The following is a 13959-nucleotide window of genomic DNA, read 5'->3' on the forward strand; positions in this document are numbered from 1 at the left end:
TGCCTGCGTGCCTACCGCCAACACGGCTTGCCCATCCGGCGGGTTGCTAGGACAGCAGCGCCGGAATGTCCTTCACGCCGTCCAGAATGTGGTGGTGCGGGTGCGCGGCCAAAGCGTCGCCGTCCAGCTTGCCGGTCAGGACACCGACGGCCATGACGCCGGCGTTGTTGGCAGCGGCAAGGTCGTTCACGGTGTCGCCCGCGGCGATAACGGCGCGGACGTCGCGCACACCGGTCAGTTCCATGGCCCGGTGGATCATGTGCGGCGCAGGCCGGCCAGCGGCTACTTCGTCGGAGCATACGACGGCGTCCAGCAAGTTATCGTCGTCCACGTTCCAGCCCAGCCGCTCAAGGAGGGGCTCGGCGACGTCGCGTGAGAAGCCTGTAGTCAGCGCCACCTTGATGCCTTGGCGGCGGAGTTCGCGGAACGCGTCTTCTACGCCTTCGAGCGCAACCGGCGGGTTGGCGTCATAGAACTCCACGAGCAATTCCTTGAAGCGCGTGAAGGCGGCAGCCACTACTTCCGGTGTGGCCGCTCCTCCCCCGGCTTCAATCAGCGCCGTAATGGCCTCAACTTTGTCCGCGCCCATCCACTCCTGCACAGCCTCTGCCGTGGTGGTCACCCCGGTTTCTTCAACGCAGCGGGCAAGGGCCAGGTACACGTCGCCGTGTTCGTCGATGGTGGTTCCGGCCATATCGCAGGCAACAAGCTGAATCATGGGGTGGCTCCTTCAGTGTGGATGCGGACCAGTGCGGCCCGGCGGTCCACGGTGTTGTCGATGGTGAAGTTGGTCAATGCCGGCAGGTAGCGGTCCTCGGAGTATTCGAGGGGTTGCCCGTCGGCAGATCGGGTGATGCGGCGTTCACGCAGGAGCGGAATACCTTCGGGTTGCTCCAGCAGTTCGGCGTCCTCGTCACTGGCAGCGACGGCGTCGATGGTGTGGCGGGCACTGTGCAGGTCCACGCCTTGTTCCTTGAGGAACGCGAAGATGGACCCGGAATCAGTGTCGAAGTCGAACAGCTTCCGACCAACGTCCAGGATGAACGTGGTGCGTTCGATCATCGCCGGAGCCTCATCCAGATAGCGGACGCGCAGAACCTCCACCACGGTGGTTCCGGGGATCAAGCCAAGTGCCTCCGCCGCTTCCGGGCTGGCTTCGCGCCGTGCCACTTCGAGGGTTCGCTGGCCTGGCTTTTTGCCGATCCCGCTGGCCCATTCGGTGAACGAGTTGAAGGTGGAGAATGACTGCGACGGCACCGACGAGCGGACCATGGGGGGTCGTCCGCGTCCACCCGTAACGGCTCCTTCTGAACGAAGGAAGGCGAGCGCCTGGCGAATCGGACCCCGCGATGTTCCGAACTCGCGGCACAGCTCCGCCTCACTGGGCAGTTGGAAGCCCGGAGGCCAATCGCCATCAGTGATCCGGCGCATGAATTCCTCGCTGAGACGGACGTGGAGTGGTGCATTCTGCTGTGTGCTCACAAGTTGATCATACAAGTCGGCGCGGCGGCTTGAACCGTTTTTTAGGCATTCCAAATGAACGCACCGTGAATTTCGGTGAACAAATATTAAATTCAGATTAACTTGTATATACAAGTCCCGTTCTGGCTTGATTCCCCTTCCCGGAGCGGCCAATGTCAGTGGTGTGAACAACCCGAGCACCTCTCCCAAAGCCGCCCACAGCAGCCCAAGCCAGCCTGCCGACGTCGTCATTGTCGGCGCTGGAATTGTGGGACTGGCCCACGCCGCCCACGCTGTTGCCAACGGCCTGACCGTCACCATCATCGAGCGCGACCACCACGCAGCCGGCGCTTCCGTGCGTAACTTCGGCCACTGCTGCATCACGGCCCAATCCGGCGAACTGTATGAGCTCGCCCAGACCTCACGGAAGTACTGGCTCGAATTTTCCGAGCGCGCCGCATTCTGGGCCGCTGAAGCGGGAGCCGTAGTCCTTGCCCGATCTGAAGCCGAAATGAATGTCCTTCGAGAACTCTCCGCTGCGCGGGAACCGGGACAGGTCGAGATGCTCTCCCCTGCCTCGACGCGCGCCCGCCTTGGCATGTCGGCTTCCGTGGCTGAAGAAGCACACGACGACGGCGGTACTTCAGGCGGCGAATGGCCCGGCCTGGTAGGCGGCGCCTTCCTCCGGGACGACCTCCGGGTAGATCCCCGCACCACGGTCGCAAAGTTGGCCGAGTGGCTCAGCCAGCAGCGCGGCGTCGAACTTCACTGGAACACCGCCGCGCTGGGCTTCACCCAGAATTCTGAAGGGGTCACCGTTCAGACGTCGCGCGGCGAGCTCCGCGCGCAGCAGGTTTTCGTGTGTGTCGGCCATGACGTCGATTACCTCTTCCCGGACCTTGCCGAGGAACACCGGATCCAACGGTGTGCCCTGCAGATGTCCCTGGCGGCCAAGCCCACCGGCGTCGAGTTCGCGCCAGCGGTTCTTACTGCGACATCAATGCTGCGATACCCGGCTTTCACGGACATGCCGGCTGCTGCAGCCCTGCGCGCGGAAGTTTTGGAGAAGGAGCCGGAACTGCTGGAGATCGGCGCCAACGTCATGTTCACCCAACGCCCCGACGGCACCATCATCCTGGGCGACTCGCACCACTACCACCACACGGCCGATCCGTTCCTGGACGAGTCCGTGACCAACACACTCAACTCTGAAATCACCGGACGGATCGGCGAACCGTTGGAGATCATCCAGCGCTGGCAGGGCATCTACGCGTCCTCCGACGTTGCGCCAATCCTGGTCCGCGAAGTCCAGCCCGGCGTCACGGTGGTGTCCGTGACCTCCGGCGTCGGCATGACCCTGTCCTTCGGCCTGGCACACCGCAACGTATCGCGCCTGCACTGATTCATTTTTGGTATCCGTTCTCCCCTCCCCATCCCCTTCGCATAAGGATTCCCATGAAAACCACGCTCCTCACCGGTTCCGCGCTTGCCCTCGCCACCGTCCTGGCGCTCACTGCCTGCGGCGGCCCGGCACAGTCCTCCCCCGAGGCCACAACGGCTACCTGCCCGAACGGCGAGATCAAGTTCGGCATCGAGCCCTATGAGGACCCGGCCAAGCTCAAGCCCGCCTATGACGTCCTGGCTGCAGCCCTTTCCAAGAAGCTCGAATGCCCGGTCAGCGTCCAGGTTGTTGAGGACTATGCCGCCGAGGTCCTGGCCATGCGCAACGGCAAGCTGGACCTGGGCCAGTTCGGTCCCCTGGGCTACGTGTTCGCTGACGCCAAAGCGGGTGCTGAGCCGCTGGTTTCGTTCGGCACTGCGGAGAAGGAACTCAGCACCTACACCGCGGGGATTTGGGTCCCCAAGGACAGCCCCATCCAGGCGATTGGTGATTTGAAGGGTAAGTCCCTCGCCTTGGGCAGTGTTGGTTCGACCTCAGGCGATGTCCTGCCCCGTTTCGGTCTCCGGGAAGCCGGAATCGCCGATGCCGACATCAAGATGGACTACACGGGCGGCCATCCTGAAGCCTTGTTGGCACTGACAAACGGCAAGGTGGATGCAGCGCAAATCAACTCGCAGACGCTTGCTACGGCGATTGCCGCCGGCACCTTCACTCCGGATGGGTTCCGACAGGTTTGGACGTCCAACCCCATCCCCAACGACCCCATCACCGTCCGGGGCGACGCCGATCCCGCGTTCAAGGCCGCTGTGAAGGATGCGTTTCTGAGCCTTGACCCCGCCGACGTAGCCAAGGTGGGTGAGTTCCTTGATGTCACCCCTCCGGGCCCGCTTTTGGAGGTCACCAAAGACAACTACACGCCCTTGTTTGAGCTCGCCGAGACCATGGGCCTCACCGAGAAGGATCTGTGATGCCTACCTCCGGGCAGGGCCCGCTCCTCTCTGTGCAGGGCTTGCGCAAATCATTCAACGGACGGACCGTGCTGCAGGGTGTCGACTTCTCCGTTGCAGCCGGTGAGTTGGTGGCCTTCCTGGGCGCCAACGGCTCCGGCAAGTCCACCACGCTGCGCTGCGTCATGGGCATCACCTCCCCGGATTCCGGCGGCATCAGCATTTCCGGGAACGCGCTGGATTCCCTGCAGGGCCGCGAGTTGCAGCAGGCGCGCCAGCGGATGGCCATGATCTTCCAGAAGATCCATTTGGTCCCCCGCCGTACCGCCTTGGATAACGTCTGCGCCGGCGCCCTGTCGCGGATCCCCACTTTTCGGTCACTCAGTCCGTTGCTGTTCCCGGCCGACGTTCAGCAGGAAGCCCTCGACTGCCTGGACAGGGTGGGCCTGGCCGACCGTGCTTTCGACCGTGTCGGCCGTTTGTCCGGCGGACAGCAGCAGCGCGTGGCTGTAGCCCGGGCACTTTGCCAACGGGCCGACGTCGTACTCGCCGACGAGCCGGTGTCCGCCTTGGATCCGCACGCCGCCGAGCAGGTCATGGCACTGCTGCGCGAGCTCGCGCATTCGGAAGGACTGGCCGTGGCCGCTGTACTGCACCAGCCCGACCTCGCACTTCGGTACGCGGACAGGTCAATCGGCCTCCTCCAAGGCTCCCTGACCTTCGACCTCCCCTCCACAGAGGTCACGGCGGAGCACCTCGACACCTTGTACGCCCCGGACAGGAACCCTTCCGTAGACAGGACACAGGCAGCATGACTCCCCACACTTTGACCCCGGCCGTCGTGCGACGTGGCTCTTCTGCCCAAACCCGGGTGGCACTTGTCCGCCCGAAGAAGCCGCTGCGGTGGATCACGACGGCGGCAGTGGCGGCCGCCGTCGTCGGACTTCACGCCGTGGCCATCGAAGGGACGGACTTCCAACCCGAACTTTTGGTTGATGGTTGGAAGGGAATGGCCGCGTTCATCGGCGACGCCTTCCCGCCGGACCTCAGTTGGGAGAAGACGCTCAAGCCCGGCCTCGAAGCCACGCTGGTAACCCTGTGGATCGGGCTCTTGGGGACTACGTTATCCGTGCCGTTCGCCCTGCTGCTCGCAGCGCTGGCTGCTGAGAACACCAGCCCGCACCGGCTCGTCTACCAAGCGGCGCGCGCCATCCTATCCTTCTTCCGCGCCGTGCCGGACATCGTGTTCGCGCTGATCTTTGTCACCGCCGTCGGCCTTGGACCGTTTGCGGGCGTGCTCGCGCTGATCTGCCACAACACCGGTGTGATGGGGAAGCTGTGGGCGGAGTCGATGGAGGAGATCGACGCCGGCCCCCAGGAGGCGCTTAGGACCGCGGGCGCAAACCGCATCCAGCAGGTAGCCAACGCAACACTGCCCATGGTGGTTCCACAGTTCGTGGGCCTGCTGCTGTACCGCTTCGACGTCAATGTGAGGTCCTCGCTGGTCCTTGGCTTGGTGGGTGCTGGCGGCATCGGGCTGCTGATCAACCAGTCCATTAAGTCCTTCCAGTTCGACTCCATGCTCACCCACATCCTGATCGTGCTGGTGCTGATCATCGTGGTGGACCAGTTCTCCGCGTGGATCCGCCGGCGCCTGGCTGCGTAGCCTGCGTGCCGCCCCAAGTAAGTCGCAATTCAGGTCGTTCTGAGCACTGAGAACGACCTGATCTGCGACTTAGTTGGGTGAGTGGGGGCAGAATGGGAGGTGGCCCTCTTTGGGGGTCGCGTTTCAAGAGGGCCGACGGTGGATGGAGCAGGCATGCAGGTTGACGTTGTAGTTGTTGGCGGAGGAGCTATGGGGTCGGCTGCCGCGTGGCAACTCGCGCGGGCAGGTCGCTCTGTGGTTCTGCTGGAGCAGTTCGAGGCCGGACACCACATCGGCGCATCCCACGGCGCCACGCGCAACTTCAACACCGCCTACGCAGAGGCCGACTACCTGGACCTGCTCGCCGAGTCGAAAATCCTCTGGGACGAGCTCGCCGCAGAGCACGGCGCACCGCTCCTGGACATGGTGGGGCTCGTGAACCATGGAAACGTCCCCCACCTGCAACAGGTCCGGGAGGCACACGAGGCCCGCGGCATCGAAAGCTACTTCATCTCCCCCGACGAAGCCGCTAACCGCTGGCTGGGGATGAATTTCGCCACCGACGTCCTCTTCGTGCCTGGCTCCGGCCGAATCCGCTCCGCTGACGCTTTGCTCGCGCTGCGGAAATCAGCTGAAGCCCACGGTGCCGTTTTCAAATACTCGACGCCGGTCAAGGACATCCGTGTCACGGGCGGCGAATCCGCGGTGGTGGTGACGGAAGAGGTGGAGTACACGGCCAGGCGCGTGGTGGTTACGGCCGGTGCTTGGACCCCGAAACTCATCGGCAAGCTCACTGATCTGCCGGCATTGGTGGTAACCCAAGAGCAGCCGGCCCACTTCACACCCAGGGATAACACGCTGGTGTGGCCGAGCTTCAACCACAGCCCGGACCCCGATCCGAACAATGAAGCCTACGAGTACTGGTACAGCCCCGTCTACGGAATGCTCACCCCCGGCGAAGGCGTGAAGGCCGGTTGGCACGGAGTCGGCCCGGTCATGGATCCGGACGAGCGCACGTTCGAGCCAATCCCCCACCAAATGGAAGCGTTGATGCGGTACGCAGAAGAGTGGCTTCCCGGCGTCGATCCTTCCACAGCAGTACCCATCAGCTGCACCTACACCACCACGCCCAACGAGGATTTTGTGCTGGACCATTTCGGTCCGCTGGTGGTGGGCGCTGGTTTTTCGGGTCATGGTTTCAAGTTCACGCCGGCAATTGGCCGGGTGTTGAAGGACATCGTCGACGGCGGCGTGGCACCTGAGCGGTTCCACGCGGAACGCTGAATCCACGCTTAAAAGCAACCGGCCCGCAGGCACTGCCTGCGGGCCGGTGGCGTTATTCCGGGACTACTTCAGGGTCGCGAGGACCTTGTTGAAGGTAGCCGACGGGCGCATGATCTCAGCGGCCTTGGCAGCGTCCGGACGGTAGTAACCGCCGAGGTCGACGCCGGGACCCTGGACTGCTGCCAGCTCGCCGACGATTGCCTCTTCGTTGGAGGTCAGGGCTTCAGCGATTGCTGCGAAGTCCCTGGCCAACTCGGCGTCTTCGGTCTGCTTGGCCAGTTCCTGGGCCCAGTACGTGGCCAGGTAGAAGTGGCTTCCGCGGTTGTCCAACTCGCCGACGCTGCGGCGCGGGGACTTATTTTCCAGCAGGAACGTGCCGGTGGCGCGGTCCAGCGTGTCAGCCAGGACCTGTGCGCGGGCGTTACCCGTGGTGGTGGCAAGGTGTTCGAAGCTCACGGCCAAGGCAAGGAACTCGCCCAGGCTGTCCCATCGGAGGTGGTTTTCCTTGACCAGCTGCTGGACGTGCTTGGGAGCGGAGCCACCGGCGCCGGTCTCGAACAGGCCGCCACCGTTGATCAGCGGAACAATGGAGAGCATCTTGGCGCTGGTGCCGAGTTCGAGGATCGGGAACAGGTCCGTGAGGTAATCGCGGAGGACGTTACCGGTGACGGAGATGGTGTCCTCGCCCTTGCGGATGCGCTCCAGGGTGAAGGCCGTGGCCTCAACCGGGGAAAGGATCTTGATCTCCAGGCCCTCGGTGTCGTGGTCCTTGAGGTACTCGTTGACCTTGGCGATGAGGTTTGCGTCGTGGGCGCGGGTCTCATCCAGCCAGAACACGGCCGGAGTCTGGGACGCGCGGGCACGGGTGACGGCCAGCTTAACCCAGTCGCGGACGGGGACATCCTTGGTCTGGCATGCGCGCCAGATGTCACCGGGGAAGACCTGGTGCTCGGTGAGGACGTTGCCCTTGCTGTCCACAAGCTGGACGGTACCGGCTGCCTGGATCTCGAAGGTCTTGTCGTGGCTGCCGTATTCTTCGGCTGCCTGTGCCATGAGGCCCACGTTGGGAACCGTACCCATGGTGGTGGGGTCGAACGCGCCGTTGGCACGGCAGTCGTCCAGCACAACCTGGTAGATACCGGAGTAGGAGCTGTCCGGGATAACGGCCAGGGTGTCGGCTTCCTTGCCGTCCGGGCCCCACATGTGGCCGGAGGAACGGATCATGGCCGGCATGGAGGCGTCAACGATGATGTCCGACGGGACGTGCAGGCTGGTGATGCCCTTGTCGGAATCGACCATGGCCAGCGCGGGGCCGTCTTCGAGGCCCTTGGTGATGGCTGCCTTGACGCCTTCGCGGACGTCCTCGGGCAGGTCTTCAAGGCCGCTGAGGATGGCTGCGAGGCCGTTGTTGGGGCTGATGCCTGCGGCTGCGAGCTGCTTGCCGTAGGTGTCGAACAGCTCGGAGAAGTAAGCCTTGACCACATGGCCGAAGATGATGGGGTCCGAGACCTTCATCATGGTGGCCTTCAGGTGCGCGGAGAAGAGGATGCCCTCCTCCTTGGCGCGGGCAACCTGTGCCTTGAGGAACTCGTCCAGTGCCTCGGCGCGCAGGACGGTAGCGTCCACAACTTCGCCGGCCAGGACAGGGAAGTCCTTCTTCAGGACCTTGGTGGTGCCGTCTTCGCGCACCAGCTGGATGGTCAGGGAGTCGTCGGCCTTCAGGACAACGGACTTCTCGTTGGAGCGGAAGTCGTTCTCGCCCATGGTGGCGACGTTGGTCTTGGAGTCAGCGGTCCAGGCACCCATGGAGTGCGGGTTCTGGCGGGCGTAGTTCTTCACCGACAGGGGTGCGCGGCGGTCCGAGTTGCCTTCACGCAGCACCGGGTTCACAGCGGAGCCCTTGATCTTGTCGTAGCGCGAGCGGATGTCCGTCTCGGTGTCCGAGGAGGGGTTGTCCGGGTAGTCCGGGAGGGCGTAGCCCTGGGCCTGGAGCTCGGCGATGGCAGCCTTGAGCTGCGGCACGGAGGCGCTGATGTTGGGCAGCTTGATGATGTTGGCTTCCGGCTGCTTTGCCAGTTCACCAAGTTCAGCAAGGGCGTTGCCCGTGCGCTGTTCTTCAGTCAGGAAATCACCGAAGACGGCGATGATGCGGCCGGCCAGCGAAATATCGCGGGTCTCAACCTCCACTCCTGCGGTCGAGGCATACGCTTCAACAATCGGCAGGAATGAGTAAGTTGCCAGCATCGGCGCTTCGTCTGTGTGGGTATAGATAATCTTGGCCATTGGCGGGGTTCTCCCTGAAAGTCTGCAGATTTCAACATCTCTAACTTACCCGAGTAGACCGTTTTGGCGGCCCTTCGTGTCCGGGATCACGTGCTCGTTACCACTCTCCGGTGATTAACGCCCGACGGCGGCCTGACCGCCGTTGCTGCGCACCGCCGTCGAGCGCTTGCTGCTTTCCGTTCGGGCCTGCCTTCCCCTGCCGCTGCGATGCGCGGGCCGCCATGACGAAACGAGGGCGAACGCTAACAATAGTTCGGCGATGTCGCCGGCGTAGTACATGAGCTCCCCCGCCTGCCTCCCTTCCGCGGCGGATCCGGCCACCTGGACGAAGAGGCCCGCATAGAACAACTGGGAGATGACCGCGTGGCCGGCGATCGCCACGCCCAACACCACCAGTCGGGCTGGGACGGAGGGCCGCCGCGGCGCTGGATCCGGTCCGGCAATTGCCCAGGCAAAGAGGATTCCGGCTGCAATGAAGTGGACATGGATAAGCATGTGCAGGGTGGGGTTGTGCGTTGCTGCCTCGTACAGCGGGGTGAAGTACAGGACTGCGAGGCCGCCAACGTTGAGGACCAAAGCAGTGATCGGGTGCGCGATGACATGCAGGGGCCTGGAACGAAGGATCCGACCCAGTATTCGGCCCTGCTTTCGCGGAACAGTCCGGAGCAGCAGCGTCATGGGTGCCCCGAGAACCAGCCCGATCGGCGCATACATGCCAATCAGCAGGTGCTGGAACATGTGGGCGGGCAGGCTCCCGTGCGGGTATGGCGAGAGTTGCGGGGTCAGGCCGACGCCGAGGACCACCAGCCCCGAGAGGAAAAGTGCCGTTCGCCAGCGCGGCCAGCCCTTGGGTTGCTTGCTTTGCCTGGCAGCTATGACAAAATACACGGCTGCGAGCGCAATGAGGACGATCAGGGTTCCCGGTGGGCCGGTCGCGGCGTAGTGCTGGTGCATGCGTCAGCGATCCTGTTCAGGGGTTCCGCGTTCAGTGGTTCCGCGTTCAGTGGTTCCGCGTTCAGTGGTTCCGCGCTGCGTGGGTTCCGCGCCTCGCTGCAGCAGCCAGCCTCCCACCATCAACAGTGCCCCGAACACCAGGAACAGAACGTCGGCCAGGACTTGGAACTGGCCGGTGACCACGTGATGGATGCCCAGAATCTGGTGGTCAATGAGACCTTCAACCACGTTGAACAAACCCCACCCGAACAGCATCCAGCCCCACAACAATCGCGAGCCCCACACCCTGTTCCGTGAGCGTGTATCGTTCAGCCGCGAGTAGAGCATCCCGAGACCGATCAGCACCGCCAGCCACGTCACCGTGTGGAACAACCCGTCCCATAAGGTGTTCATTTGGAGGCCGTGCACGGTGGTCACCGGGTAGGCGCCGACGTCGATGTTTGCCGTCTCTGAACTGGACAACATGTGGTGCCATTGGAGAATCTGGTGAAGCAGGATTCCGTCCACGAACCCACCCAGGCCGATCCCCAGAATGATCCCCGGCAGGCCCATATCCCCGAGCCTGCGGCCGGATTTCCTGTCCGATGATGTTTGGGCCATGTCAGCTCCCATCCGCCCCAACCAGATACGCAGTACCCTGAGTACCTCATGCAATCCACGACCTGTGCAACCGCGCGCCAAAAGGCCCTCGCCACTTAACAAGGAAGTGACAGCAAATTATCACAAACTATGAAACATCTCTTTACAAACTTGTCACACGTTCGATACCTTCAATTCCGTCAGTCGGCGGTCGCCATCACTGACCGCCTCACTCCCTCGATAGGTAGGAACAACGTGACAAAAACCAAGACCCTGGCCACAAGCCTGCTGAGTCTGTCCGCTGCCGCAATCCTGGCGCTGGTTGGAACCACCAGCGCCAACGCGGCCCCGGCCAACAACACAGACTCCAGCGGCGCTGCGGTCAGCAGCCATGTAGTGTCGGACGCCGGCGCTGCAGACTACTGGACGCCGGAACGCATGAAGAGCGCCAAGTCCGGCGAGATCCTTGCCGCCAAAGCACTGGAACGCGGCAAGCTCCTCAACCTCGGCAAAGCCCCGGTCACTGAAGCCCCCGGCGCCATCAGCAGCATCGCAGGGCAGCCGGCAGCAACCGACTCCAAGACCGTCGACCGGAAGGTGAACCAGAGCGAAACGCCGGTCAAGCACATCGGCAAGATCTTCTTCACCTTGGGCGGCTCCAACTACGTCTGCTCAGGCAACTCCGTCACCGCAGCCAACAAGAGCACCGTGTCCACCGCCGGACACTGCCTCAACGAAGGCCCAGGCGCTTACGCCACCAACTTCGTCTTCGTTCCCGCCTACCTCAACGGTGCAGCACCCTACGGGAAGTGGACGGCAAAGGCGCTGTACGCCCCCACCCAGTGGGCTTCCAACGGCAACATGCAGTACGACACCGCGTTCGCCGTCATGAACACCCTCAACGGCCAGCGCCTCGCCGACGTCGTAGGTTCCTCGGGCGTCCAGTTCAATGCCGCCCGCGGCCTGAGCTACAAGGCATTCGGCTACCCTGCAGGCTCGCCCTTCAACGGTGAATCGCTCAAGAGCTGCTCCGGCAAGGCCACCAACGATCCCTACAACCCGCAGTTCAACAGCCAGGGAATCCCCTGCAACATGACCGGTGGATCCTCGGGCGGTCCGTGGTTCATTGGCACCAGCTCCACCGGCTACCAGAACTCCGTGAACAGCTACGGATACGGCAGCAACTCCAGCACCATGTACGGCCCGTACTGGGGCACCGTGATCCAGTCCACGTACAACACTGCAGCGGCGGCTTCGTAGCGCTTCTGATGTATCCGGCACGTCCCTGTTAAGTACGTGTTAAGCACGACGGCGGCCGTCCCCTTCCGGGGGCGGCCGCCGTTGCGTTGCTTTTGCCGTCCGCAACTTTGTGCCGTGCGGCTGGGCCTGCTGCTTCTAGTGGAAGAAGTGGCGTGCTCCCGTGAAGTACATAGTGATGCCGGCAGCGTTGGCCGCGGCGATGACTTCCTCATCCCGGACGGACCCGCCCGGCTGGACGACGGCGCGGACACCGGCGTCGATCAGGATTTGCAGGCCATCAGCGAACGGGAAGAATGCGTCCGAGGATGCAACGGCACCGCGAGCACGCTCAGGTGCGTCGCCACCGCTGGTGTTGGACGCACCGCCGGCACCTTCGACGTCGGACTCCACCTTCACGCCCAGCGTGTTGGCGCGCTCCACGGCAAGGCGGCAGGAGTCCAGGCGGTTGACCTGGCCCATGCCGATGCCCACGGCTGCACCGTGGTTGGCGATCAGGATGGCGTTGGACTTGGCAGCACGGCAGGCGGTCCAGGCGAAGGCGAGGTCGGCGAGGGTTGCTTCGTCGGCGGCTTCACCGGCTGCGAGGGTCCAGTTGGCGGGGTTGTCGCCGTCGGCGTCTACCTTGTCGCTCATCTGGACCAGGACGCCGCCGGAAACCTGGCGCATCTCGGAGGGGTAGCGGCCGTAGCCCTCGGGCAGGGCGAGGAGGCGGATGTTCTTCTTCTTGGAGAGGATCTCCACGGCTTCGGGCTCGAAGTCCGGGGCGATGACAACCTCGGTGAAGATGTCGGCAACCGTGCGGGCCATGCCAGCGGTGACGGTGCGGTTCGCAGCAATAACGCCACCGAAAGCGGAGACGGGATCGCAGGCGTGGGCCTTGGCATGGGCGTCAGCGATCGGATCTGCAGCGTCGGCGGAACCGACAGCGACACCGCAGGGGTTGGCGTGCTTGATGATCGCAACGGCGGGCTCTGCGAAGTCGAAGGCAGCGCGGAGGGCGGCATCGGCGTCGACGAAGTTGTTGTAGCTCATGGCCTTGCCGTGCAGCTGGTCAGCCTGGGCGATGCCGGCCGGAGCAGCTTTGTCCACGTAAAGTGCGGCCTGCTGGTGCGGGTTCTCGCCGTAGCGGAGGACCTCGGAGCGTTCCAGGGACAGGCCGGCGTAGGCAGGCCAGTCGATGATGCCGTCGCCGTCTTCGTCCAGGAACTGGCTGGCGGTCCAGGTGGCCACCGCGTTGTCGTAGCTGGCCGTGTGGGCGAAGGCCTTGGCAGCCAGGCGGCGACGCGTGTTCAGGTCGAAACCGCCTTCTTGAGCTGCAGCAACTACTGCGCCGTAGAAGTTCGGGTCCGTGACAATGGCGACGGCGGCGTGGTTCTTCGCAGCCGAACGCACCATGGCTGGGCCTCCGATGTCGATCTGCTCAACCACATCGTCCTGCGCTGCGCCGGACTTCACGGTCTCGACGAACGGGTACAGGTTCACCACCACGAGGTCGAAGGTTTCGATCTCCATGCCGGCAAGGGTGTCCATGTGGGCCGGGACGCGGCGGTCGGCCAGGATGCCGCCGTGCACGCGCGGGTGCAGGGTTTTGACGCGGCCGTCCAACATTTCCGGGGAGCCGGTGACTTCTTCGACTTCCTTGACCGGGATGCCTGCGGCGGCGATCTTCTTGGCGGTGGAGCCGGTGGAAACGATTGCGACGCCGGCTGCGTGCAGGCCCTTCGCGAGCTCCTCCAGTCCCGTCTTGTCGTAAACCGAGATCAGTGCACGGCGGATGGGAACACGGTCAAGCTGCGTCAAGCTCACAAAAGTCTCCGTCTTAGTTCGCGTAGATGTCGCGGGTGGTGGGGCGGGTGGTGGGGATACGGAGAGTTTATCGTGTTTCGTGGTTGGTCCCGTTTTGCGTCTTGGGAGCCCCTTTGCGTTGCGAGGCCCACTCTGCACCCATAGCCAGCCCCAAACCCTGCACACCAGGCCCCACAAGCCCACCCCGCCCGTTGCGAGGCCCACACTGCACCCAAAGCCAGCCCCAAACCCCGCACACCAGGCCCCACAAACCCACCCCGCCCGTTGCGAGGCCCACTCTGCACCCAAAGCCAGCCCAAACCCCGCACACCAGGCCCCATAAACCCACCCCACCCGAC

Annotated in this window: 12 protein-coding genes; 6 read left to right on the forward strand and 6 right to left on the reverse strand. The window is 63.7% G+C overall.

Features of this window, described 5'->3' with window-relative positions:
* Positions 1-46 precede the first annotated feature (46 nt).
* On the reverse strand, positions 47-718 hold the full coding sequence (locus ACIQTW_RS14530; RefSeq protein ID WP_402937992.1) for a phosphonatase-like hydrolase: 672 nt from the start codon (positions 716-718) through the stop codon (positions 47-49).
* The gene (locus ACIQTW_RS14535) at positions 715-1482 is read right to left on the reverse strand and encodes a GntR family transcriptional regulator (RefSeq protein WP_402937995.1); all 768 of its coding nucleotides are present in this window, start codon (positions 1480-1482) and stop codon (positions 715-717) included. The genes ACIQTW_RS14530 and ACIQTW_RS14535 overlap by 4 nt, the downstream gene beginning before the upstream one ends.
* Positions 1483-1609: 127 nt before the next feature.
* Between ACIQTW_RS14535 and ACIQTW_RS14540 the strand changes: the two genes are divergently transcribed.
* The 5 genes from ACIQTW_RS14540 (at position 1610) to ACIQTW_RS14560 (ending at position 6739) form a co-directional block, all read left to right on the forward strand.
* Positions 1610-2863, forward strand: a complete 1254-nt coding sequence (locus tag ACIQTW_RS14540) for a TIGR03364 family FAD-dependent oxidoreductase (protein ID WP_402937998.1) — start codon at positions 1610-1612, stop codon at positions 2861-2863.
* 53 nt (positions 2864-2916) lie between these two features.
* Positions 2917-3831 carry a phosphate/phosphite/phosphonate ABC transporter substrate-binding protein gene (locus ACIQTW_RS14545; protein WP_402938000.1) on the forward strand — a complete coding sequence of 305 codons (915 nt, stop codon included), beginning with the start codon at positions 2917-2919 and terminating at the stop codon, positions 3829-3831.
* Complete coding sequence (locus ACIQTW_RS14550; protein WP_402938003.1) at positions 3831-4625, forward strand: phosphonate ABC transporter ATP-binding protein; 795 nt, start codon at positions 3831-3833, stop codon at positions 4623-4625. The genes ACIQTW_RS14545 and ACIQTW_RS14550 overlap by 1 nt, the downstream gene beginning before the upstream one ends.
* The gene (gene phnE / locus ACIQTW_RS14555) at positions 4622-5476 is read left to right on the forward strand and encodes a phosphonate ABC transporter, permease protein PhnE (RefSeq protein WP_402938006.1); all 855 of its coding nucleotides are present in this window, start codon (positions 4622-4624) and stop codon (positions 5474-5476) included. The genes ACIQTW_RS14550 and phnE overlap by 4 nt, the downstream gene beginning before the upstream one ends.
* A gap of 153 nt (positions 5477-5629) precedes the next feature.
* The gene (locus ACIQTW_RS14560; RefSeq protein ID WP_402938008.1) at positions 5630-6739 is read left to right on the forward strand and encodes an FAD-dependent oxidoreductase; all 1110 of its coding nucleotides are present in this window, start codon (positions 5630-5632) and stop codon (positions 6737-6739) included.
* Positions 6740-6802: 63 nt separating this feature from the next.
* Here ACIQTW_RS14560 and ACIQTW_RS14565 read toward each other — a convergent pair whose 3' ends face one another.
* From ACIQTW_RS14565 to ACIQTW_RS14575, 3 genes are all read right to left on the reverse strand, one after another.
* The gene (locus tag ACIQTW_RS14565; protein ID WP_402938011.1) at positions 6803-9022 is read right to left on the reverse strand and encodes an NADP-dependent isocitrate dehydrogenase; all 2220 of its coding nucleotides are present in this window, start codon (positions 9020-9022) and stop codon (positions 6803-6805) included.
* 114 nt (positions 9023-9136) lie between these two features.
* Positions 9137-9976, reverse strand: a complete 840-nt coding sequence (locus ACIQTW_RS14570; protein WP_402938014.1) for a cytochrome c oxidase assembly protein — start codon at positions 9974-9976, stop codon at positions 9137-9139.
* Positions 9977-9979: 3 nt separating this feature from the next.
* Entirely contained in the window at positions 9980-10576 is a 597-nt protein-coding gene (locus tag ACIQTW_RS14575; RefSeq protein ID WP_402938016.1) for a DUF2243 domain-containing protein, read from the reverse strand.
* 129 nt (positions 10577-10705) lie between these two features.
* Here ACIQTW_RS14575 and ACIQTW_RS14580 point away from each other — a divergent pair, with 129 nt between their 5' ends.
* Positions 10706-11815 carry a trypsin-like serine peptidase gene (locus ACIQTW_RS14580; RefSeq protein ID WP_402938019.1) on the forward strand — a complete coding sequence of 370 codons (1110 nt, stop codon included), beginning with the start codon at positions 10706-10708 and terminating at the stop codon, positions 11813-11815.
* 135 nt (positions 11816-11950) lie between these two features.
* Here the strand turns inward: ACIQTW_RS14580 and purH are convergent, their stop codons facing one another.
* Positions 11951-13621 (reverse strand): bifunctional phosphoribosylaminoimidazolecarboxamide formyltransferase/IMP cyclohydrolase, encoded by a 1671-nt coding sequence (purH, locus tag ACIQTW_RS14585; protein ID WP_402938022.1) that lies wholly within the window; start codon positions 13619-13621, stop codon positions 11951-11953.
* Between the last annotated feature and the right edge of the window lie 338 nt (positions 13622-13959).

This window comes from Paenarthrobacter sp. NPDC090517, from assembly GCF_044769165.1.
GTDB lineage: Bacteria > Actinomycetota > Actinomycetes > Actinomycetales > Micrococcaceae > Arthrobacter.

Bases quoted from the DNA above. Each gene is read 5' to 3' on its own strand.
- ACIQTW_RS14530 (WP_402937992.1), bottom strand. From the start codon at position 718: ATGATTCAGCTTGTTGCCTGCGATATGGCCGGAACCACCATCGACGAA.
- ACIQTW_RS14545 (WP_402938000.1), top strand. From the start codon at position 2,917: ATGAAAACCACGCTCCTCACCGGTTCCGCGCTTGCCCTCGCCACCGTC.
- ACIQTW_RS14550 (WP_402938003.1), top strand. From the start codon at position 3,831: ATGCCTACCTCCGGGCAGGGCCCGCTCCTCTCTGTGCAGGGCTTGCGC.
- phnE (WP_402938006.1), top strand. From the start codon at position 4,622: ATGACTCCCCACACTTTGACCCCGGCCGTCGTGCGACGTGGCTCTTCT.
- ACIQTW_RS14560 (WP_402938008.1), top strand. From the start codon at position 5,630: ATGCAGGTTGACGTTGTAGTTGTTGGCGGAGGAGCTATGGGGTCGGCT.
- ACIQTW_RS14565 (WP_402938011.1), bottom strand. From the start codon at position 9,022: ATGGCCAAGATTATCTATACCCACACAGACGAAGCGCCGATGCTGGCA.
- ACIQTW_RS14570 (WP_402938014.1), bottom strand. From the start codon at position 9,976: ATGCACCAGCACTACGCCGCGACCGGCCCACCGGGAACCCTGATCGTC.
- ACIQTW_RS14575 (WP_402938016.1), bottom strand. From the start codon at position 10,576: ATGGCCCAAACATCATCGGACAGGAAATCCGGCCGCAGGCTCGGGGAT.
- ACIQTW_RS14580 (WP_402938019.1), top strand. From the start codon at position 10,706: ATGAAACATCTCTTTACAAACTTGTCACACGTTCGATACCTTCAATTC.